This window comes from Caryophanon latum (assembly GCF_001700325.1).
GTDB lineage: Bacteria > Bacillota > Bacilli > Bacillales_A > Planococcaceae > Caryophanon > Caryophanon latum.
Window position 1 is genome coordinate 19,998 of the sequence record NZ_MATO01000049.1, and the last position, 23,556, is coordinate 43,553.

Consider the following 23,556-nt stretch of genomic DNA (forward strand, 5'->3'; position numbering starts at 1 on the left):
ACGGACGGCTAAATCGACGTTTCGTATCCATGAATGGCGCGTCGATGCTTGCTCATCGTCAATAGTTTTGAAGATGCTGCATGCAGTTGTGCCTGTAAAAGTGCTGCATTTGGATCGGTATGAATATTTGGTAATATTTTTTGCTTTTTCGTCGCGCGTGGCTGTTCCGTTCTTTTTTTCTTCGTCGTTTGCTTTTTCTTTTGAGGCTGCTGCTGCAACATACTACTACTTTGTTGAAACGTACCTTCTGAAGCAACTACTGCTCGTTTTGATTGTCCTCGGAATGTCGTATCTCGTGCTGGTCCAACTGATGACGTGCGCATTGCCGTCCCTCCTTTCATTTTAATTCCAAATACAAGCGTGTTGATTAGCCAGTGAACAGGCAGAAGCGTACTGCGGCTCGCGTTCCTGGGGCTCGGCTCAAGCCTCCGCACCGCTCCTACGTCGCGCTTTACGGGGTCTTGAGGCACGAGCTTTTCCCCAAGGAGTCTCGCCGCACGCTTCCTGCCACTAACATGTCGCATTACTTCTATATTTAATGCTAAAACGATGGATTTCATCGTATAAAAAAGGCTAATCAACACACTTGCTGTTTTGCTGCTCCATATTATCGAAAAATGTCGTTTGCATTATATATGAATCGATGTTTTTTCACACTATATTCACTATATCGGTAGTGTTTAATACTTTTATAGGTCTTTTTATACTAGTATCATCGACTTATTACGTAAAAAATAAATAAGTAGCACTAATATTTTTTATATTAGCGCTACTTATTAACTAATTCATTCAGTTGTTAGCTATGTCATTCGTGTGACATCACGTTGTATTATTTCCAATATTGTGCAACTTTACTTCCAAAAATCGTCGAACACGGTAATTGGCATATGACGTTTATGCTCCGAACGCGCGTAATAACGTTCGATCGCTTCACGTGCTGCTCGCGCGACGTCTTTGCCTTCTAAATAGTCGTCGATGTCGTCGTACGTTACGCCGAGTGCCACTTCATCTGGCAATGCGGGGCGGTCTTCTTCTAAATCCGCAGTCGGCACTTTTAAATAAAGATGCGGTGGACAGTCAAGCGCCGCTAAAATTTGTTTTCCTTGACGCTTATTTAAACGAAAAATAGGCATTAAGTCTGCGCCGCCATCACCGTATTTCGTATAAAAGCCCGTGATCGCTTCTGCTGCATGATCTGTGCCAAGTACGACTGCACTATGCATCGCCGCAATCGAATATTGTACTTTCATTCGCTCGCGTGCTTTTTCGTTCCCTTTTGCAAAGTCGCTTAACGTAATGCCCGCTTCCGTTAAATTTTTCACCGATGCGTCGACCGCGTCTTTAATGTTCACTGTGTAAATTTGCGTCGGCTGAATGAAATCGAGCGCATCTTGACAATCTTGCTCATCAAACTGCGTCCCGTACGGCAAACGCACCGCAAAAAAGCTGTATACGTGCTCGCCTGCTTCGTCGTTTAACTCATCGACCGCCATTTGTGCAAGTTTTCCTGTAAGCGTTGAATCTTGCCCACCTGAAATGCCGAGCACAAATCCTTTGACAAACGGGTGCTTTTTGGCGTATTCCTTCAAAAAATCAATCGTCGTGCGAATTTCTTGTTGAACATCAATTGTCGGCTTCACTCGTAATGCTTCAATAATTTGTCGTTGCATAAAGCTGCCCCCTTTTATTGTTCTAAACGCTCCACTTTCGCGCGCGCCTCTTCGATATTACGCATTTTGTTGTCCCAGCATTTTTGACTTAAATCGACTGGGTATTCCTCTGGGTTTAACGAACGCTTGTACTCGTCCCAAAGAAGCGATAAATTGTCGTGCGCATATTTTTGCATATGCAGTAACGGCGGATTGTCATATGCAATTTCACCGCAATCAATCACTTTCACGTGTAAATTTTTCGCTTCGAAATTTTCAACGTGTTTTGAGATGAATGTATGCACAGGATGGAACATTTTTAAGCTCGCCTCTGCCTGTGGATTTTCGTCTGACATCGTAATGTAGTCGCCTTCTGATTTGCCTGTAACGCGATCGATAATGCGGTAGACGTTTTTTAAGCCTGGTGTCGACACTTTTTCAGCGTTGCCTGAAATTTTAATCGTATCTTCCATGTCACCGTTGTCATTTTCGATCGATACCATTTTGTACACGGCGCCGAGTGCTGGCTGGTCGTATGCGGTAATAAGCTTCGTGCCAATGCCCCACATGTCAACGCGCGCGCCTTGTGCCTTTAAGTTTAAAATCGTATATTCGTCTAAATCGTTTGAGACGATAATTTTTGCGTTCGTGAAGCCTGCCTCGTCTAGCATTTTGCGCGCTTCCTTCGATAAAAATGCAATGTCGCCGCTATCTAAACGAATGCCGATGAAATTAATTTTGTCGCCAAGCTCTTTTGCTACTTTAATTGCAGTTGGCACACCCGACTTTAACGTATTGTATGTATCGACTAAAAATACGCAGTCACGGTGGCGTTTCGCATACGAATGAAACGCATCGTAATCACTTTTATACGCCTGTACGAGTGCATGTGCGTGCGTGCCAGCAACTGGAATATTAAACAGCTTACCTGCGCGGACGTTGCTCGTTGAATCGAAGCCGCCGATTACTGCTGCGCGTGCACCCCAAATTGCTGCATCCATCTCTTGTGCGCGACGTGTGCCAAACTCCATGCAAACTTCGTGCTGCGCTACTTGCTTAATGCGGCTTGCCTTCGTTGCGATGAGCGTTTGAAAGTTCACGATGTTTAAAATGGCCGTTTCGATTAATTGCGCTTCAACTAGCGGCGCTTCGACACGTACGATTGGCTCGTTCGCAAATACAAGCTCACCTTCTACCATTGAGTGCACCGTCCCTGTAAAGCGCACTGTTTGTAAGTAGCTTAAAAAATCTTCCTCATAGCCAAGCTCGCGTAAATACGCCATGTCCGACTCGCTAAATTTGAAGTCACGCAAATAATCCAGCATTCGTTCTAACCCTGCAAATACAGCATAGCCATTCCCAAATGGCAGCTTGCGAAAATATAATTCGAATACAGCTTTTCGATTATGAATACTATCTGCCCAATAAGACTCTGCCATGTTAATTTGATATAAATCAGTGTGTAACGTTAAGCTATCGTCTGCAAATTTCACTGTTTTCATAAGGATCATCCTTCTTCCACTTCGTAATACGTCATATTATACACTAGTTTGTTATTTTTCTGTCATGTTATTCCGAGTCGCAAGGTAGGAGGTCGACTTCGTATGAACGCACACTTTCCTCCGAATCGTCTATCATGATGACTCGCCTATTTAAATAATGTTACATTTCCTCACAATATAAAAACGTTGATTTAACGCGGTTCCACGTATGTAACGAGCACTTCATGTTAGTTTTCCTGACATAAATTTTCGCCAAGCTATTGTTTTTTCTAATTTTTCAGTTTATTATGTTAATTATCTTAACATACATTTATTTGAAGGGGTGAGCGTTATGAAAAAGATCGAGGCAATTATTCGTCCAGAGGTGTTTGCAAAAGTACGTGAAGGGTTAGCGATTGCGGGTATTGGCGGCTTAAGTGTAACTGAAATCGCAGGGTGTGGTCGTCAACGAGGTCGTACAGGTATTTTCCGCGGCAACACGTATGAAATGGAGTTTTTATCGAAGCTGAAGCTCGAAATGGTTGTCGAAAATTCGCAAGTGCAGCCGATTATCGATGTGCTGCTACGTGATGCGTCAACAGGTGATGTAGGTGACGGTAAAATTTTCATTTATCCAGTCGAGCAGGCGATTCGTATTCGCACGAAGGAAGTCGGCGCGATCGCGATTGAATAATACAAATTGAGTTGTTAACGGCAAACGACGATTCACGCAACACGATCAACAAAAACAAGGGGGAATTACAATGACAGTAGAAGCTTTGGAATTATCCATTAACTTAGTTTGGGTTATGCTTGGCGCATTTTTAGTATTTTTCATGCATACAGGATTCGCAATGGTTGAAGCAGGGTTTACGCGCTCGAAAAATGCCGTGAACATTTTAATGAAAAACTTCATCACCATTTCACTCGGCGGGATTGTGTACTTCTTCGCAGGCTATGCGATTATGTTCGGTGATTCAGTGAACGGCATGATTGGATTTTCGGGATTTGCGTTACGAGGAGTTGAAGACATTGCGTTTTTCGTGTTCCAAGCGATGTTCGTAGCAACGTGCGCGACAATTATTTCAGGGGCAGTGGCAGAACGTACGAACATTTTCGCCTACATCGCGATGGTCATTGTGATGACGCTATTCATTTATCCGATCGTCGGTCACTGGGTATGGCAAGGTGATGGCTGGTTAACGTCTCTTGGCTTTATCGACTTTGCAGGCTCAACAGTTGTGCATTTAACAGGTGCGGTCGCTGCATTCGTCGCAGCTGCGATGATCGGACCGCGTATCGGTAAGTATACAGGTAGACGCGTCAACGTTATTCCAGGTCACTCGATTCCACTTGGCGCACTTGGGGTATTCATTCTTTGGTTAGGCTGGTTCGGCTTCAACGGCGCTTCAACGTTAGCTGCTGATCCTGCTTCTGTGCCAGGGGTTATTGCAAATACGTTTTTAGCTGCTTCTGCTGGTGTGTTTATGACGGCGATGTACACGAAATTCCGCTACGGCTACATGGATGGCTCACTTACACTAAACGGTGCGCTTGCTGGCTTAGTATCGATTACAGCCGGTGCTGCAAACTTGAGCATGATCGGTGCATTAGTTGCTGGTACGATTGCTGCTCCAATTTTAGTAGAAGGTGTCCGCTTCATCGATTCAAAATTACGTATTGATGATCCAGTTGGTGCCGTAACAGTTCACGGTTTCTGCGGTATTTGGGGAACGCTCGCAGTTGGCTTACTCGACAAAGCAAACGGTTTATTTTACAGCGGCAGTGCAACGTTACTTGCCGTACAAGCAATCGGCATTGTCGCAGTCATCGCATGGACGAGCATTGCGATATTCATCAGCTTATCGATCATTAAACTATTCATTCCTTTACGTGTACCACGAGAAGAAGAAATTGCAGGTCTTGATACAATCGAACACGGTGCAAATGCATACGAGTTCCAAGATTCATTTAAAGGGGTACAGCGCAGCGGTTCGTTTGCGGAGCGTTTAACGACACTTGGTAATCAGCAAACTTCTAATTCTGAATTACGAAAAGCATAAAATGAAGCCGGGCGTAAATATGCGCTCGGCTTTTTTCGTATATTTGTACAGAGCGAAAAAGACGTGTATCATTTTAGCTGTACATATTTTACGAAAAGGGGTTTTTGTATGTCATTACAAAGCGTACTCGATTATTTCCGCTCGGTGAACAAAGAACAGGACGTGCTGCAACTAGAAAGCAGCAGCGCAACAGTTGACGAAGCTGCGGCTGCACTTCAAGTTATTCCAGCGCGCATTGCGAAAACGTTATCATTTAAATCAGGCGACGACGCCATTTTACTCGTAGCAGCAGGCGATGCGAAAATCGACAATCCGAAATTTAAAGCAGAATTTCAACTGAAGCCGCGCATGCTCGATGCCGAAACGGTCGTCGCGTTAACAGGGCATCCTGTCGGCGGCGTTTGTCCGTTCGGGCTTGCGACAGACATGGCTGTATATATCGACATTTCGTTGCAGCGCTTTGACACCGTGTTCCCTGCTTGTGGCAGCCGCAACTCTGCCATTGAGCTAACGCCTGAGGAACTATTTATGCATGCGAAGGCAGTGCGCTACGTCGATGTATGTAAAGATTGGAACACAACACTTTGACAATGAAGGAGTGATTGCTATTTCTGCGATTACGTTTCAAAACGTTTCATACATTATTGATGAACGCGAGCTGCTACGCGATATGACAGGCACAATCGAGAAAGGACGTATTACGACACTCGTCGGTCCTTCTGGTGCGGGCAAAACGACGCTACTGAAGCTTTGTAACGGCTTATATAGCGCAACGACTGGCACTGTATCGATTGCGCAGCGCCCGATTTCAAGCATCGAGCCGACTGAGCTACGACGCTATGTCGGCATCGCATTACAAGCAGCACCGATGATTGACGGCACAGTTTACGACAACTTATGCTTACCGAAACAGCTGCGCGGCGAAACGTTGACAAAAGAGCAAGCATATCACTTTTTAGACGATGTGCATTTGCCGCATAACTTATTAATGCAGCAAGCGCGCGATTTATCAGGTGGACAGCGACAGCGCGTATCGATTGCGCGCACGCTCGTCAACCGCTCGCCTATTTTATTGCTCGATGAAATTACGTCGGCGCTCGACCGCACTGCTTGTCGTGAAATCGAAGCGCTCATTCAGCATATTAACGACACATACGACACGACGATCGTTTGGATTACACACAACTTACAGCAAGCATTGAGCATCGGGCATGATACGTGGATAATGATGGATGGACGGCTCATTGAAGCAGGTCCGTCTTCGCTGCTAACCGAGTCGACTAACGAAGCAGTGCAAGCGTTCGTGCGAGGTGATGCACAATGACGTATACAGCGCTATCACTTACGCTCATTTTCGTATTCATTCCGTTTGCACTATCGAAAACGTTAAAGCTCGGCTTAGAGAACGATATATTCATCGCCACCGTTCGCTCGACGATTCAACTGCTTGCAGTCGGCTACATTTTGTCGTTCGTCTTCGAGGCAAAAAGCGCGGTTTTCATCGTGCTCATGATTACGCTCATGATCGTCGTTGCAACGCTGAATGCACGCAAAAAAGGGCGATGGATTCGCGGCATTACATGGAAAATTGCACTCGCCCTCATCACAGTCGAAGTCATTACGCAATCTGTGCTGCTCGGCTTTCAAATCGTCCCAGCAACACCGCAATATATCATTCCAATTAGCGGCATGATGATTGGCAATGCGATGGTCATTTCCGTATTGTTTTTAAATCGCTTCAAAGCAGAAATCGATGCGCGCACAGATGAAGTAGAGCTCATTTTATCGCTCGGCGGCACACCGAAGCAGGCAATTCATCGCCAGTTAATCGATGCTGTGAAAGCGAGCATGATTCCGACAATTGAAAGCCAAAAAACGATTGGGCTCGTGCAGCTTCCCGGCATGATGAGCGGACAAATTATCGGTGGGGCTGATCCGATACAAGCGGTGCAATTTCAGCTGCTCATTATTTTTGCACTCCTTACATGCGCTGCCGTTTCAAGTACAATTGTCGGCTTTACAAGCTACCGCACATTATTCAATGAACGTATGCAATTACACATTTAACTTTTTGGGGGTTTATTTATGGTTTTACGTAAAACATTTTCAACACTCGCAACGCAGCCACAGCTTCAAGCAGCGGCACAAAAATATGGTTTGCAGCTCGGCGCACAGCACATCGTCGGCGGCACGAACATTTCAGAAGCAATCGAGCGCGTACAGGCGTTAAACGTCCAGCACATCGACGCGACGCTCAACTATTTAGGGGAGTTTGTAACGGATGAGCAACAAGCAGTCGAAGCAAAAGATGCGATTTGTGCGGTCATTGATCATATTGTCGAAGCAAACGCACAGGCGCACATTTCGGTAAAGCTTACGCAGCTCGGCTTACTGTTAGACGTTGATTTTTGCTATGACAACGTGCGCGACATCGTAGAGCATGCTGCTACGCAAAACGTTTTCGTTACAATCGATGCAGAAAATGAAAACACGCTCGCCATTACGCTCGATATTGTCGAGGAGCTACAAAAAGTATTCGATAACGTCGGAACAGTCGTGCAAGCGTATTTACACGATGCACCGAAAATTGCCGAGCGCTTCCAATCGTCGCGCATTCGCATCGTTAAAGGAGCATATAACGAGAACGAATCGGCTGTATTAAAAGAACCGCTTCATATTGATATCCAATACGTTGAGCTCATCGAATTCCATTTATTGCACGGTACATTTACATCGATTGCAACGCATGATGACAACATTATCGACCATGTGAAGCGCTTCGTTGCAGAGCACAGCATTCCGACAAACAAGTTCGAGTTCCAAATGCTGTACGGCTTCCGAAAAGAATTGCAGCAGCATCTCGCACGCGAAGGCTACAACGTTTGTGCGTACGTGCCATTCGGTGAAGATTGGTACGGCTATTACATGCGTCGTTTAGCGGAACGTCCAAAAAATATGTCGCTCGTGACGAAGCAACTATTTACGAAAAAGACGAACACGGCGCTTGCGATTGCCGCTAGTGCGTTCATTCTCGGTCGCTTAACGAAAAGAAAATAACGAATAAAAAAAGCTGCTATGAGGCGAACTCACAGCAGCTTTTTCGTTTACTTAAATGACGCGCGAATGCGACGTTTCGTACCTTCTTGTTGCAGTTTAATACCCGTCGCTTGACGATGTGCTTGTTGCATTTGCGCTAGCACTTGCTGCGGGTCAACGTTTGTCGATTTCGTTAAGTTAATTTGAACGTGCCCACCGTTTTGTGCGTTCATTTCTGCCATTTTACGATGGATTTTTGATAACGAATCCCAGTACGATTGTGGATTATGTAAATTCACTAAAATGACTTTCCCTTTACCAAAGTCCGCAATTTTCACCTCGCGCACCTCATGCCATGAAAACGTCTTTTTATCGTATGAAAAATCCTCATCTGTTACACGTAAGTACGGCGTGTTCGTCATGAAATCTTTGCCAAACACAATTAACATACCGGCGAAAAATGCAATCCCGATGACACCGAAGACGATGTTTAACGTCGCTTGTACTTGCAAGCCAACGACAATCGACATAATGCTCATGGCGACCATTACAGCCGATAGCGAAAACATCATAATCGGGCGCTTTTTATCGCGTTCAATTTGTTCAATAACTGTCATATTGATCACCTCCATTAGTAGTATAACGGAGTAACACGCAAAATGTTATAGTCGCGTTTATTTATTCCAGCCTTTTTCTTTAAAGCGCGCAATCGCTTCAATACGATTGCCGACGTTGAGCTTTTCTAAAATAGTGGAAATATAGTTGCGAACAGTACCGGCGGATAAATACAGCTCGGCTGCTATTTCCTTTGTCGACTTTCCCTCAGCCACCAACTCCAACACTTGGCTCTCACGCTCAGTTAGCGGATTTTCGCTATCGTCCTCATATACGAAGTCGACAAGCTCCGGTGCGTAAATACGGCGACCGTCCATAATAATACGGATTGAATTCACAAGCTCCTCAATCGGACTATCTTTCAATAAGTAACCACGTACACCCGCTTTACGTGCACGCTCAAAATATCCTGGTCGCGCAAACGTCGTTAAAATAATGACTTTGCACGGGTTCTTTTCACTATACAGCGCCTCTGCTGCATCTAAGCCGGTTTTAATTGGCATTTCAATATCCATAATGCAAATGTCTGGCTGATGCTCCGCAACGAGGGCAAGTGCTTCTTCCCCGTTTTTCGCTAAGCCAACAACTTCCATGTCATCTTCCATACTAAGCAACGATTTTAACGCACCGAGTAACATCCCTTGATCTTCTGCGATAACGATTTTAATCATATGGTCACTTCCTTTTTTGACGAGTAATGGCAACTGGAATTCGAATGTGAATAATTGTGCCTTGTTGATTTGTAAATTGCAGCGTGCCATTAATAAATTCTAAGCGCTCGCGCATGCCCTTTAAGCCGCTTCCTCCGATGCCGACTTCTTCTTGTATGAAGCCGTTACCGTTATCTTGAATGCGCAAAATAATTTCATCACTCGTTTCATGATACGTAATGTGGCACATCGTCGCGTCGCTATGTTTGACGATGTTGTTTACAGCCTCTTTCATACACATGCTCAATACACTTTCCACAAACAAGGACGCTTGCACGTTTTCAAAATCTGCATCAAGCATGAGCTCAATTTCTGCGGCGTCAAGCATTTGACGAATACGAATAAGCTCGTCCTGCAGCTTCACTACGCGCATATCGGCTACGAGTTCGCGCACTTCCTTTAACGCGATGCTTGCCGTTTGTCGAATTTCTTTAATTTCCTCAATGGCCTTTTTCGGATCTTTTTCAACGAGACGTGCCGCTAAATCACTTTTTAAGCCAATCATCGATAATTTTTGCCCGAGCGTATCGTGCAAGTCACGCGAAATACGTTGGCGCTCCTCGATAACGATGAGCTCAGAAATTTTATTGCGCGCCGTCGTTAGCTCGCCTTGTAAATTTTCACGCTTGTTGCGGTTGTATAGTGTAAACGGCAATAGCACGACGCCGATGACCGATAGCACAACAAACGGCAATTGATTTAAAAATAATTCAATATCTATAAAGAAGCCGCCGACAATTGCAATTACTGTAAAGCCAATATGCAAGCCATACATAATGTAAAAGCCGACCGTATGCTTAATGTTGCCGATGTAATACGCCGTAAATAGCGCCAAGTAGACGTAACCAAACATGAGCGTCATCGCAATGTTAATAAGCATTTCAAAACTTATCCACATGTACACAAGCCCCGGTCGCGCTCGTATCGCTAATCGATAAAATAAAAAGTATAGTAAAATAAATGAAATGCCAATCGAAATTTCTACCCACGATTGTGAGCGGAAAATGAAGAAAAATGGCAAAACACAAAAAGCTGCCCATACGTAAATACTGATCCACGGGCTTTTAGTCGAAATATGTTGCATAATAGCCTCTTTCATTGTTTTTCCTCTTATTATACCGAAAAATGACTACTTCGTCGGCTCAGCGTCTTGAAAATACTTGTAAAAAAAATAGGCTCTCCACATTCGGGACAGCCTACTTGTTGTTTACGATAATCGCGCTGAATTGCTTCGCTCTTTAATAATTTCTTCCGCATCTTTGAACGTTACGAAACGCATACGCTCTGGGTCATATAGCTTGTAGCGTAATGACTCTAAGCTCGTTTTTAACGTAATCGTCGTTGCTTGCTGAAGTGGTGGGTTTGCTTCGTGTGCTTTTTCTAAGTTGTAGTTTGGCACACGTGGCGCTAAGTGATGCACGTGGTGGTAACCGATGTTGCCTGTAATCCACTGTAACACTTTTGGTAATTGGTAGTACGAGCTTCCTTCAACAGCCGCTTTTACGTAATCCCACTCTGACTCTTCTTCAAAGTATGAATCTTCGTACGTATGTTGAATGTAGAATAACCAAATGCCTAATGCACCTGCGATAAACATTGTCACACCATGTACAAGTAGTAATGGCATCCAACCAATTGTTAAACCGACAGCGATTAAAATTCCGAATACTAAAATGTTTGTAATATATGTGTTCATGCGCTCTTTCGGCTTCGCGTCTGAGCGGTTAATGCGGTTTGCTACTAACACTAAAAATAGTGGTCCTAAGCCAAACATAACGAACGGGTTACGATATAGACGGTACGTTAAACGACGCATCGGTGTTGCCTCTGCATATTCTTCAACCGTTAACATGTTAATATCGCCAATACCGCGCTTATCTAAGTTTGAGCTCGTTGCGTGGTGAATCGTATGCTCACGCTTCCATTTTGCATATGGGAATGATGTTAATACACCTGTAATTAAACCTACATAATCATTTGCTTTTTTGTTTTTGAAAAATGAACCGTGTGTGCAATCATGAAAAATGATGAATGTTCGTACGACAAATCCCGCGGCTAGCACTGCACTTACAACCGAAATCCACGGAGATACATTATAAAATGCATAACCCGCAATCCAAATTGCTAGTAATGGTAGTACCGTATTAAAAAGTTGTAGCACGCTTTTTCGAGTGTCTGACTTTGCATACGGTGCAACGCCTTTACGCAGTTGCTTCGTCTTTTCCGCATGTGTTGATACTGTTGTCATCGCCCAAAACCCCCTTATTTTTTCTTATGACCTTATCATAATAGCAATTCGTCATACACTGTAGCCATATTTATCATATTGTGCGCATGACAAATGCATACATTTCACATGACATTTGTCACTAGACTTTTTTAATGGATGTGAAAGCAATTGTTGCTATCGTTTCTTGTCACGTCGAGGCACGCTTTCCACCGAGGTCAACAGATGTTTGTTCAAGCTATCCTAACTGGCGTTCACCTGTTGTTTCAAGCAACTGTTAACGAAGCAGCAAAAAAAAGCGTTATCGGACAATAAATTTCTCCGATAACGCCTCATTTCGTCTTAAGCTCGTTTTACACAATTCGCTTTCTACACTACCTCTAAACTAAATAGTATAATTTACCGGTGTCATCGCTGGCTTGTTGCTTAAGCGCTGAATGACCTTCGCGAGCAAGTACGTGCGCTCTGTCAATGTCGGAATGTCTAAATATTCATCGATGCTATGCGCACCACCACCTACTGGACCTAAGCCGTCGATCGTTGCAACGTGTACACTCGATGTAAACGATGCGTCCGAGCCGCCACCTGTTGCGACATCCTCAATTGCTAAGCCAATTTCCTTACCTGCTTCACGAATGTGCGCCAATAAACTTTCCGTCTTGTCGTTTTTAATAACCGGATAACGATTAATGCCACCGACAAGCTCGATGTTCGTTCCTTCAATATGCGGCTTTGCACACACTTTGCGCACTGCTTTATCAATTAATGTACCTTGATGCGGCTCAGTAATTCGCACATCGATCGTTGCTTCGGCGTACGGTGATACGACGTTTGATGCTTCGCCACCACTAATGAGTCCTACGTTTACATTTACGCCTTCTTCGATTCCATTTAACTTTTGTAGCTCAATAATTTTGTAGCAAATTTCCTCAATCGCACTAATCCCTTCCTCAGGTGCGATACCTGAATGTGCTGCCTTGCCGTACACACGCAACGTATACGTACCGCCACCGCGACGTGCTGAAACGAGCGCTCCATTTGCTCGTGCAGGCTCCATAATGAGGGCGTAATCTTTGCCGAGCGCGACGTTTTCAATGACGATTTTTGATTTGTGCGAACCAATTTCCTCATCGCTATTTAATACGATGTGCACGTTGCTGTAACTTTTTTCATCACCCATTTCAACGAGCGCTGATAACGCGGTTAGCAGTGCAACTTGGCTTGCCTTCATATCGATAACGCCTGGACCGTAAGCACGTGATCCTTTAATCGTAAACGGTCGCTCCTTCGCTGTGCCTTCTGGAAATACCGTGTCCATATGCGCGACAATGACGATGCCTGGTCGCACCGTTTCTTTATGGCGAATAATTAAATGATTGCCGACGACATCCTCCGTCGCAACGTCAACGATAAAGCCGAGCTTCTCGTATTTTTGACGCAGCATATGTCCGATTGCATCGACGCCTTTTTTGTACTTGCTTCCTGAGTCTTGATTCACTAATCTCTCTAACAGCTGAAGCATTTCCTGCTCCCTTGCGTAAATGGCTTCCTTTAACATAAAAATCGCTCCCTATAGTGCTTACGTAGTTAATTTAGTTATCTAAAAATTCCAACTTTTATAGTGCATTGTAAAATACTATTCCCACTTTTACAAACTTCGAAAAGTCCTTATATAGAAACAGTAAAAGGCGTGATAAAAGCCAAAGATGACTTTTACCACGCCCTCGTCTTCTTTTATACGTTGAAGTAACGCGCATCTGGATGTGCAAACACGATTGCCGTTACACTTGCTTCTGGCTCCATCATGAAGCCTTCCGTTAAATTAACGCCGATATCTTCTGGTTGAATAAGCTTAAATAATTTCGCTTGATCCTCTAAGTTCGGGCACGCTGGGTAACCGAATGAGAAGCGTTGACCTTGGTATTTCGCCGCAAAACGGTCACGCATCGTGAAGTCCGTTGCGTCTGGGAAGCCCCACTGGTCGCGAATTTCTTGGTGAAGACGCTCCGCAAATCCTTCCGCAAGCTCAAGTGCTGTCGCTTGTACGGCGTGGCTTTCTAGGAATTTCCCTTCGTCTTTTAGGCGGTTTGCTTCTGCGCGTACACCTTGACCAGCTGTTACGACCATTAATGCTACATAATCCATTTCGCCGCTTTCGACTGTACGTAGGAAGTCTGCTAAGCATAAAAACGGTGCTTTTTGCTGGCGTGGGAACGTGAAGCGCTCGATTTCAACGCCTGGCTTTTCCGGGTCATAAATGACAACATCGTCTCCGTCTGCTTGTGCAGGGAAGAAGCGGTAAATACTTGATGGCTTTAATAAATCTGATTTTAAAAAGCCTGTCGTCAGCTCTGTTAATTGTACGGCACGCTCATCGTTTGCTTTTAACAGCTCCTCTAAGTTACCTTTTAAGCCTAAATGATGCCCGATTAATGTGCGCATGTTCACGTACGGCTGTAAATGCGCCACTGAATATTCGCGCGTGACGTGACGTTTTAAATCTTTCGGTACGAACACTGGTGCATCACCAATTGTACGCACTGGCTTTTCCGTTACTTCGACTGGCGCTTTTTCAGCACGGCGCGCATCTGATTCTGCACGCTTTACTTGTGCTTCCTCCAGCTCTTGAAGTAATGCCGGGCGCGTTTCAGGGTTTACGAGACGGTTGATCGTTTCTAAGCCTGCCATCGCATCTTTTGCGTACATTACTGGACCGTCGTAGTTCGGTGCAATTTTCGTCTCAGTGAAGCGGCGAGATAATGCAGCGCCACCGACGATAATTGGCACATCAATTCCAGCATCTTTAAAGTCTTGCGCTGTAATAACCATTTGCTGTGCTGATTTTACAAGTAAGCCCGATAAGCCGATAATGTCTGGCTTTTCTTTACGGATAGCCTCGATTAATGTCGTCGGTGTTACTTTAATACCTAAATCGACAACGCGGTAACCGTTGTTGCTCATAATGATATCAACTAAGTTTTTACCGATGTCATGCACGTCACCTTTAACGGTCGCAAGCACCATTTTGCCTTTACCAGCTGACTCCTCGTCCTTTGCCATAAAGCGTTCTAAATGCGCAACGGCCGCTTTCATAACACCTGCTGATTGCAATACTTCCGCAACGATTAATTGGTTTTCATTAAATAGACGACCAACTTCCGCCATGCCCGCCATTAAAGGTCCGTTAATTACTTCTAGTGGCGTGCCGTAAATTTCAAGCGCTGCGTCTAAGTCTGGAATTAATCCTTCTTTCGTACCTTCTAAAATGTAGTACGCTAGGCGCTCAGGCACTGTTTTTGGAATGTCATCCTCTGTTTTTTCTTTCTTTTTATCGCGATAAAATGCTGTGAATACAGCTAACGTTTCGTCGTTCGTGTTGAAAATTAAATCGTTCGCAAGCTTTACTTCCGCCTCTGGAATCGATGCGTAACGCTCTAGCTTTTCTGTATTGACGATCGCGTAGTCAAGACCAGCTTGTGTACAGTGGTATAAATATACAGCGTTTAATACTTCGCGTCCTACTGGTGGTAAACCGAACGATACGTTACTTACACCAAGCACCGTTAATACGCCTGGTAAGTTTTCTTTAATTAATCGAATCCCTTCGATCGTTTCCTCCGCTGAACCGATGTACTGCTCATCACCTGTACCAACCGGGAATACTAACGGGTCAAAGATGATGTCCTCCGGCGCTAAGCCCCACTTCTCTGTTAATAGTTTATATGAGCGCTTTGCTACTTCTAGCTTTTTCTCACGCGTAACACCCATGCCGACTTCATCGATTGTGCCGACAACAACTGCTGCTCCGTATTTTTTTACAAGTGGCATTACCGCATCAAAGCGTTCTTCGCCGTCTTCTAAGTTAATCGAGTTAATGATTGCTTTACCTTGTGAGAACTTTAATGATTCTTCGATTACGTGCTCGTCCGTTGAGTCGATTACGAGCGGTACTTTTACTTTTTTCACGACTTCTTGCATGAAGTTTTTCATATCTTCTAGCTCGTCGCGGTCTGGGTTTGCTAAACAAATATCGATAACGTGCGCACCGTTTCTTACTTGAGCACGGGCGATTTCTGCCGCTTCCTCAAACTTGCCGTCAATAATTAAGTTTTTAAATTTACGAGAGCCGATGACGTTTGTGCGCTCCCCGATAAATAACGGACGCATTGAATCATCATATAATAACGGCTCAATGCCTGATACGGCGTGACCGTGTGTTTTTTCTGGCTTTTTGCGTGGCGCATGCTTGTCTACTGCTTCACGAATGGCTGCGATATGTGCCGGCGTCGTACCACAGCACCCACCAACGATGTTTAACCAACCTTTTTCAGCGAAGCCGCTTAGCTTTTTCGATAACGAATCCGGCGTTTCGTGGTAGCATCCTTCCTCGTCTGGTAAACCAGCGTTCGGGTAACAGCTAACAAAGCTCGTCGCAAGCTCTGATAATGAACGAATGTGGTCGGTCATAAATTCTGGACCTGTTGCACAGTTTAAGCCGACTGATAACGGTTTAATGTGCTCGATTGACACGTAAAACGCATCGATCGTTTGACCAGCAAGCGTCGTACCCATTGGCTCGATCGTACCTGAAATCATGATTGGTAGCTCTTTACCTAGCTCGTCAAACGCTTGCTTAATGCCAAGTGTACCTGCTTTTACATTTAACATATCTTGAGACGTTTCAAGTAAAATGACGTCCGCACCTGCATCGATTAACGCATATGCTTGCTTATAGAAGTTTTCTACAAGCTCATCAAATGTAATACCACCTGTTACCGATAACGTTTTCGTCGTAGGACCGATTGCACCGGCAACGAAGCGCGGCCATTCCGGTGTTGAAAACTCATCTACCGCTTTACGTGCAATGCGCACACCTGCTGTATTAATTTCATCCGCTAAATGTCCGATATTGTACTCATTTAATACGAGCGGTGTTCCACCAAACGTATTCGTACAAATAATATCTGCACCAGCTGCTAAATATTCGCGGTGAATTTTTTCTAATACGTCCGGACGTGTTAATAATAAATTTTCGTTACAGCCGTCTAATTCTTCTCCACCAAAGTCCTCTGGTGTTAAGTTTTCGTTTTGCAACATCGTCCCCATCGCGCCGTCTAAAATTAAAATGCGCTTTTCGAGTTGCTGTTCAATCAAATGCTTCGTCATTACGCTTGTACTCCCTTTTTTTGCTCATCTAATTGATGAATATATTTCATTAATTCTAGTGTCATATCGTATCGTAAAAATGGTGTAATTAAGTAAATGCCGTTGAAGTATTGTGCCGCCACCTCGACAAGCTCTTTTGCGATCGCAATACCTTCTGCTGTCGCTCTTTCCTTATCGTCGCCGCACGCTTCCATACGCGCTAACGCATCTTCTGATAATTTAATGCCTGGCACTTCATGATGTAGGAACTGTGCGCTTTTATGGCTCGTTACAGGCATGATGCCGATGTAAATTGGCGTTTCAAGATGCTTCGTTGCCTCGTAAATTTCCACAATTTTTTCCTTCGTATATACCGGCTGTGAAATGAAGTAGTCTGCACCGTGCTCGATTTTTTTCTCTAAACGAGCAACGGCGCGGTCTAGTACACGCACGTTCGGGTTAAATGCCGCAGCTACTGAGAAGTTCGCCTTTTTGCGCAGCGGCTTGCCTGAGAATGAAATGCCTTCGTTTAACTGCTTAATAAGCGAAATTAATTCCATTGACGACACGTCGTACACGCTTGCTGCTCCCGGGAAGTCGCCTACTTTCGTCGGATCACCCGTTACTGCTAAAATGTCGTGAATGCCGAGTGCGTTTAAGCCCATTAAATGCGATTGTAAGCCGATTAAGTTACGGTCGCGACACGTTAAATGCGTCAGTGGACGAATGCCTTCCTCTTTCAATAGCGCGCCCATTGCGATGTTACTAATACGAGGGGATGCAAGCGAATTGTCCGCCATCATCACAACGTCCGCTCCTGCTGCATATAGCTGACGTGAGCCTTCCATAAAGCCTTCAATTTCTAAATGTCTCGGTGTATCAAGCTCGACGATAATCGAGCGCTCCGTTTTTGCTTTTTCGTGAAGTGGCTGCTGCTCGCGCGGCTCTGCGTCACGCATTTTTACAACTGGCTGCTCCTTCGCGTCCTTTGCCGTCACGGGTGAAAGCTCTGTTAACGCTGCTTTCACTGCTTGAATATGCTTCGGTGTCGTACCGCAGCACCCGCCGATTAGACGCACGCCTTGATTTCGTAGCTCGACCGCTGCTTTTGCATAATAATCAATTTCTGATTCGTACACGACGCGCCCTTCTTCAATATCGAGAAGACTTGCGTTCGGATATGCCGACATGAACGCATTTTTCGGTAACTCGACTGTTTCGAACGCTTGAATTGTATGGTGTGGACCTAAGCGACAGTTCACACCGACAATGTTTGCACCGAGTGCTTCAAGCTCCGCGAACGCATCATTTAGCGATAAGCCGTTTTGCAATACACCTGGCTCATGCATTGACACTTGCGCCACGATTGGTAATTGTGTTAACGAGCGAACGAGCTTCACCGTTTCTGTTAGTTCCTCAAAGTCGTAATACGTCTCGAGTAAAATGCCGTCTGGTTGCCCTGCGATTAGCGCCTCTGCTTGCTCCTTCACTACCGCTAAAATATCGTCTAGTGTTACATCGCTTTTACGAATACCACGAATGCCACCAATTGTCGCAAGCACGTATTGTCCACCGTCAGCTGCTGCTTTTTTCGCAAGTGCAATCGCCGCCGTGTTTAGCTTCACAACATCGTTTTCTAAGCCGTAGCGCGCAAGCTTAATCGCATTTGCCCCGTAGCTGTTCGTTTGAATAATGTCCGCACCTGCCGCAATGTATTCACGGTGAATTTTTTCAATTAGCTCTGGTCGCTGTACATTCATTTCCTCGTGACAATATTCTAAGCCGTAGCTATACAGCACCGTGCCGATTGCGCCATCTGCTGTTAACACTTCATTTTGTAATCGTTCAAGCAATTTCATCTATAAAACCCTCTCTTCCTTCGTCGCACATTTGTCATATTTTACGTATGTTGATTACCGAGTAATTGGCTCGATGCGTATTATCATTACACTCGAGCACTTTCTTCAAATGTTGTATTTATCGATTCAGCTGTATAAAAATAACTAATCAACACACCTCATTTTAAGCTATAAAAAAAGCCTTCTTTTGTATAAACAAAGAAGGCGTATCATTTACATGTAGCCTTATCTGCCAAAACGCATTGTTTTGCTGGATTTAGCACCTTGCATACTGCTGGTTGCTGAAGCTTCTACGGGCCAGTCCCTCCACTTCTCTTGATAAGAGTTTATTCAATTGATTGAATTGTTAAAAGAATCATAACGTTATAACGATTAAACGTCAAGTAAGTTAACAATTTTAACGGGCGACATTACGAAATTGTTGAAATTACGCGCGTTGCGATTTCGCGTCCATTTTGCATGCACGCGCCGACGCCGACACCGTAAAATGAACAGCCTGCTAAAACGACGTTCGGATAATGAATAGCTAAGTAATCAACAAGTGCATCACGCGTTTTACGATGCGCTAAATCGTAGCGTGGCATTTGGTCAATCCATTTCGTCACTTCACAAATAGTCGGTTCGTCCGTCACATCTAAGCTCATCTTAATATCGTCCATCGCCACGCGAACGAGCTCGGCATCACTCATCGCCTTAAATTCCTCATAGCGCGGGTGCACGTCTTTATAAAATAAACGCACAAGTAGCTTCTCGTGCTTTGACGTATGCTTCCATTTGCGGCTCGTCCACGTACACGCATTGCACTGTAAACTGCTATTGTGCGACACGATAAAGCCTGTGCCATCCGCCGGTAAAATCGCATCAGGCACGTCATAACCTAAATAAAGCGTAATGGCCGAGCCGTTGCGGAAGCCGTCGAAATACGGCTGCAATGCGTCGTCGTTAAAGAAGCGGCGCGTCACATCATGCGGCGTCGTTAACACTACTTCATCGACGTAACGAATATCGCAATTTGATAAATAAAGCGCATACTGCTCACCCTTTTTCTCTAGTAGCTCTAGCTGCACATTTGTTAGCACCTCTGTTTTCGTTAGCGACTGGCAAACGCGTTCGGCAAAGCTCGACAACCCTCGTTTAAAGGAAATGAATTTTTTGTCGTTTGCCTTTTCGAACTTTTCGCGGTTCGCCTCAAAGCCTTTTATAATGCTGCCGAATTGTTTTTTATAGTCGAGCAAATACGGAATCGTTGACGCGATCGATAACTCGTATAAATTGCCTGAATACACCCCTGACAGAACCGGCGCGATTTGCTTCGTTACAAGCTCATCGCCAAAGCAAGACGTTAAAAAGTGACCGATCGAGTCGTCCTTCGTAAACGTCGTGTTTGGCGTCGTTACGTCTTGCAACGCGCGCTCCTTACCTGCCTCAGTTAAGAGCGTACTTTGCATAAGCGACTCAACGCTCATCGGAATACCAAACGTCGAATTTAACGGAATGCCGTGCAGCTCGCCGTTCGTATGAATGTAAGATGTACCTGTTTCGTTGTACACGAGCTCCTGTGCCATACCGAGCTCCTCAACCATCGCGAGCACACCCGGATGACGAGCGACAATTGAATCCGCCCCGACTTCCATCGCAAATTCGTCCGTCGTTACCGTATGAATTTTCCCACCGACATAGTCATTTTTTTCAATTAATATAAATTGTGCATCGATGTTTTGTGCTTTCGCTTGGCGCTCCATTTCGTATAGCGCACATAAGCCTGTAATGCCTCCACCGACGACCGCAATTGTTTTCATCCTTCGTTCCTGCTTTCGTTTTTTCTTTATATTATACCTCTTAACAAACCAAAAGGAGCAAAGCATTATGCTTCACTCCCACTCGTTATTTTTCTAAATCGATCGCTAAGTTTGATAAGTTGTCTGCTGATACGACAACCTCATCTAACGCCTGACTCATTTCCGTCATTGTATTATTCAACGTTTGTAAATGCTCACCCATGACGTTGTTTTGCATTTTTGACTGGTGAATCGCCTCCAAAATAACGATAAATTGATTTGCCGTATTTTCCGTCGATGTTGCGCCACCTTGTACTTCCGATAATACATCGTGCAGACGGTTTTCCAGCTGTTGAATGTACGTCGTCGTATTTTTTAATAGCTCCGACACACGCGACGTCGAATTTTTCGTTTGCTCCGATAATTGACGCACCTCTGACGCAACGACGGAGAAACCTTTACCATATTCGCCTGCACGTGCTGCTTCAATGGCCGCATTAAGTGACAGTAAATTCGTTTGATTCGCAATTCCTTCAACGATACCAATAATATCGCCCATTTCTTTTGATAGCTGCACGAGGTTTTGAATGTCATCAACGACCGTGTTCACCGAATGATGGATTTGCCCCATGCTATGAACATGCGCCTCGATATAATCTTTCCCTTGCGTTGCCTTTTGCTCAACTTCAGTCGAATACTCAATTGCCGTTTGCGCTAAATCTTTTAAGTTATTCGATTGACAGCGAATCGTTTGGAATGACGCGTTCGTTTGCTCTGAAATAGCTGCTAAACCTTCTGACGTCGACAAAATCGTACACATAGCATTTTTCTTTTCTTCATTAATACGCTTTTTCATTTCTTCAATAATTTGATCAAACTCCTCTAGCACAATTTGCTGCTCGAAGTTTGAAATTTTCGAAATGGCACCCACAACAGCATGACGGTCTTCCTCATCATCTACGTACTTCCACACAAGCTCCGAGAAACTCGCAAATAGTTGCTGAAATGCCGCAATGTACCAAGGTGCTTTTAAGCCGATATGCACATGCACCTTCGCAATGCGTCGACGCGTTTCGAAATACGTATCGTCCAAAACACCACTAAACATTTCAATAATATGTTTGCGCAGCGTCACCTTCAATCGATCAACTGAACTATGCTCATTAATGATCGTTACGAGCGATTCTTCTTTGCCGATACAATAATAAAACGCCTCTACTAGTTCATCAATGTGCTTTTGAACGTAAGGGCGCATACTACATAAATAACGTAAATCTTGTTCGGTAATATTCACTATATCTACTTTTTTATTTAAATGTTTATGATGTGTAAATTGAATTCGCACATTATACCCATCTAGTTTTATTTTTTTCACTTGTTGTTTTTGCTTAAAAAACATTGCTTCCACTTCTTTCATTCTTAATCCATTAACAGTTTAGTAATCCCCATTACTACTTCGTACAAACCATTCATTCTTTTATACAATTTTATGGAAAAGATTAGTTTTACTTATAATTTTTTGACACGAAAAGCCTTTATACTCATAAAAACATATGCAAATCAATAATCTAAACTTAACATAATACTTTCGATTCATAAAAAGATATCACTATTTTTATGACTTTTAGTGTTCATCTATTTTTTTAATTTATTCCAATGGCTAAAAAAAAAATGAGCTAGTATAGTCATTCTATACTAACTCACATATATTTATCTACTTTCGGTTAATAAAACTTCGCGGTTTCTTCTTGAAGTAGTAACATTTCTGCCTCAAGTTCCATCGAGCGCTTCTCAAAATAGCCGAGGCGATCCGCAACACGCGTATGTTCACCACTTGTATTTGTTAGCGTGTCGACTACTTCTGTTAAAAATAAACGCAACGTTCGTAAGCCACTTTCTAACGCGCGCACTCGTTTGCCGTACACGACGAAGGAATCGTCCTCCGTCTCCTCTTTACGCAATGCTTTGAAATTACGTGCGATCAGTTCGTCCAGCTGTGTGTAGCGTTTATCTTGCCTTATTGTAATGCTGTGTAAGTTTTCCTTAAATGCCGCCGCTTCATCTTGGTCAATACCAACTTGCTGTACACCGATACAATATTCCGCATATGTGCATAATACACGCAAATCTTCTAACTGCTCTTTTTCTGCTAGACGAATAAATCGTAAATCCTCTGTATAATGTAACGTTCTTCCTTTTGTTTTTTGCATCGCTTACACCTCTTTTAAATTTTATCCCGTCGTTCGATTGTTTACTTAAACGTACTATAACCTTCTTTCCACAACTGAAAACCTATTTTCATATAGCTTCTTCGATGACAACGATAGCTAAACGAATGATGCGCTCTAGCTGCAAATATTTATTGCAACATGTACACTCGTTGCTCCGCCTGCTCGTCGCCAAGTAACGCCACTTCGTTGTAAAATAATATCGCCTTTTGTACGTCCTTATTACCACCGATGCCATGCTCGTAAAAATAGCCACAATTAAATAGCGCATCGACATGTCCATGTGCAGCTGCCTCAACGAAAAAATGTTTCGCCTTCTGTTCATCGCACGCTACATGTAGCAGCCCTTCATAATGAATCATACCTAAATAATACACCGCTTCTACGTCACCGAGTGCAGCTGCTTGCTCATAATAATGCAAAGCGAGCTGCGCATCGTGCGAGACACCGAGTGCGGTCTCATACATCATCGCTAACGTAAAATATGCCTCAGCTACACCACAAGACGCTGCTTCTTCAAACAATGCACGTGCCTTATTATAATTAACGGCAGTTCCTTCACCATTTAAATACATATCTGCCGCATTATTTAACGCATCGGCATGCCCAAGCTGTGCTGCACGCTCATATAACTGTAGCGCGCGCACATCATCCTTTTGCATTTCTTCCCCTTCAAATAGTGCATTGGCTAGCTTAAACTGTGCCTCGCTATCTTGACTGTTTATAATTTTTAAAAAGTGCTGATTCATCATTTCACCTCCGTTT

At 44.1% G+C, this 23,556-nt stretch carries 20 protein-coding genes and 1 riboswitch; of the genes, 6 read left to right on the forward strand and 14 right to left on the reverse strand.

Going from position 1 to position 23,556, the window contains the following annotated elements:
* Positions 1-8: 8 nt before the first annotated feature.
* From A6K76_RS12195 to A6K76_RS12205, 3 genes are all read right to left on the reverse strand, one after another.
* On the reverse strand, positions 9-323 hold the full coding sequence (locus A6K76_RS12195; protein WP_066465486.1) for a hypothetical protein: 315 nt from the start codon (positions 321-323) through the stop codon (positions 9-11).
* A 528-nt stretch (positions 324-851) separates the two neighbouring features.
* Positions 852-1,670 carry an ammonia-dependent NAD(+) synthetase gene (gene nadE / locus A6K76_RS12200; protein WP_066465491.1) on the reverse strand — a complete coding sequence of 273 codons (819 nt, stop codon included), beginning with the start codon at positions 1,668-1,670 and terminating at the stop codon, positions 852-854.
* Between the two features lie 14 nt (positions 1,671-1,684).
* Positions 1,685-3,151, reverse strand: coding sequence for a nicotinate phosphoribosyltransferase (locus A6K76_RS12205; RefSeq protein ID WP_066465493.1), 1,467 nt, complete (start codon positions 3,149-3,151; stop codon positions 1,685-1,687).
* Between the two features lie 331 nt (positions 3,152-3,482).
* On the opposite strand from A6K76_RS12205, the gene A6K76_RS12210 reads away from it, so the two are divergent.
* From A6K76_RS12210 to A6K76_RS12235, 6 genes are all read left to right on the forward strand, one after another.
* Positions 3,483-3,824, forward strand: a complete 342-nt coding sequence (locus A6K76_RS12210; RefSeq protein WP_066465497.1) for a P-II family nitrogen regulator — start codon at positions 3,483-3,485, stop codon at positions 3,822-3,824.
* Positions 3,825-3,894: 70 nt separating this feature from the next.
* Entirely contained in the window at positions 3,895-5,193 is a 1,299-nt protein-coding gene (locus tag A6K76_RS12215; RefSeq protein ID WP_066465499.1) for an ammonium transporter, read from the forward strand.
* 108 nt (positions 5,194-5,301) lie between these two features.
* Positions 5,302-5,781 (forward strand): YbaK/EbsC family protein, encoded by a 480-nt coding sequence (locus A6K76_RS12220; protein WP_066465501.1) that lies wholly within the window; start codon positions 5,302-5,304, stop codon positions 5,779-5,781.
* On the forward strand, positions 5,750-6,517 hold the full coding sequence (locus A6K76_RS12225) for an ABC transporter ATP-binding protein (RefSeq protein WP_066465502.1): 768 nt from the start codon (positions 5,750-5,752) through the stop codon (positions 6,515-6,517). The genes A6K76_RS12220 and A6K76_RS12225 overlap by 32 nt, the downstream gene beginning before the upstream one ends.
* Positions 6,514-7,260, forward strand: a complete 747-nt coding sequence (locus A6K76_RS12230; protein ID WP_066465503.1) for an ABC transporter permease — start codon at positions 6,514-6,516, stop codon at positions 7,258-7,260. Before A6K76_RS12225 ends, A6K76_RS12230 begins: the two co-directional genes overlap by 4 nt.
* Positions 7,261-7,278: 18 nt before the next feature.
* On the forward strand, positions 7,279-8,250 hold the full coding sequence (locus tag A6K76_RS12235; RefSeq protein ID WP_066465504.1) for a proline dehydrogenase family protein: 972 nt from the start codon (positions 7,279-7,281) through the stop codon (positions 8,248-8,250).
* 47 nt (positions 8,251-8,297) lie between these two features.
* Here the strand turns inward: A6K76_RS12235 and A6K76_RS12240 are convergent, their stop codons facing one another.
* The 11 genes from A6K76_RS12240 to A6K76_RS12290 all read right to left on the reverse strand — a co-directional run bounded on the left by A6K76_RS12240 (position 8,298) and on the right by A6K76_RS12290 (position 23,540).
* A complete protein-coding gene (locus A6K76_RS12240) occupies positions 8,298-8,846 on the reverse strand; it encodes an STM3941 family protein (protein WP_066465506.1) in 549 nt (182 codons plus the stop codon).
* 57 nt (positions 8,847-8,903) lie between these two features.
* Entirely contained in the window at positions 8,904-9,515 is a 612-nt protein-coding gene (locus A6K76_RS12245) for a response regulator transcription factor (RefSeq protein ID WP_066465507.1), read from the reverse strand.
* Positions 9,516-9,519: 4 nt separating this feature from the next.
* The gene (locus A6K76_RS12250) at positions 9,520-10,653 is read right to left on the reverse strand and encodes a sensor histidine kinase (RefSeq protein WP_245671990.1); all 1,134 of its coding nucleotides are present in this window, start codon (positions 10,651-10,653) and stop codon (positions 9,520-9,522) included.
* Positions 10,654-10,761: 108 nt separating this feature from the next.
* Positions 10,762-11,802: a Delta(5) desaturase DesA gene (desA, locus tag A6K76_RS12255; RefSeq protein WP_066465508.1), complete on the reverse strand. Its 1,041-nt coding sequence runs from the start codon at positions 11,800-11,802 to the stop codon at positions 10,762-10,764.
* Positions 11,803-12,166: 364 nt separating this feature from the next.
* Positions 12,167-13,339: a M20 family metallopeptidase gene (locus A6K76_RS12260; protein WP_066465509.1), complete on the reverse strand. Its 1,173-nt coding sequence runs from the start codon at positions 13,337-13,339 to the stop codon at positions 12,167-12,169.
* A gap of 176 nt (positions 13,340-13,515) precedes the next feature.
* The gene (gene metH, locus A6K76_RS12265) at positions 13,516-16,947 is read right to left on the reverse strand and encodes a methionine synthase (RefSeq protein WP_066465510.1); all 3,432 of its coding nucleotides are present in this window, start codon (positions 16,945-16,947) and stop codon (positions 13,516-13,518) included.
* On the reverse strand, positions 16,947-18,785 hold the full coding sequence (locus A6K76_RS12270; RefSeq protein ID WP_066465511.1) for a bifunctional homocysteine S-methyltransferase/methylenetetrahydrofolate reductase: 1,839 nt from the start codon (positions 18,783-18,785) through the stop codon (positions 16,947-16,949). Before A6K76_RS12270 ends, metH begins: the two co-directional genes overlap by 1 nt.
* A 222-nt stretch (positions 18,786-19,007) precedes the next feature.
* A riboswitch (SAM riboswitch) is annotated at positions 19,008-19,110 on the reverse strand.
* 85 nt (positions 19,111-19,195) lie between these two features.
* Entirely contained in the window at positions 19,196-20,584 is a 1,389-nt protein-coding gene (gene hemG / locus A6K76_RS12275) for a protoporphyrinogen oxidase (RefSeq protein ID WP_066465513.1), read from the reverse strand.
* A gap of 85 nt (positions 20,585-20,669) precedes the next feature.
* Entirely contained in the window at positions 20,670-21,962 is a 1,293-nt protein-coding gene (locus A6K76_RS12280; protein WP_066465562.1) for a globin-coupled sensor protein, read from the reverse strand.
* A 325-nt stretch (positions 21,963-22,287) separates the two neighbouring features.
* Positions 22,288-22,773 carry a hypothetical protein gene (locus A6K76_RS12285; RefSeq protein WP_066465518.1) on the reverse strand — a complete coding sequence of 162 codons (486 nt, stop codon included), beginning with the start codon at positions 22,771-22,773 and terminating at the stop codon, positions 22,288-22,290.
* A gap of 149 nt (positions 22,774-22,922) precedes the next feature.
* Positions 22,923-23,540 carry a tetratricopeptide repeat protein gene (locus A6K76_RS12290; protein ID WP_066465519.1) on the reverse strand — a complete coding sequence of 206 codons (618 nt, stop codon included), beginning with the start codon at positions 23,538-23,540 and terminating at the stop codon, positions 22,923-22,925.
* Positions 23,541-23,556: the final 16 nt, after the last annotated feature.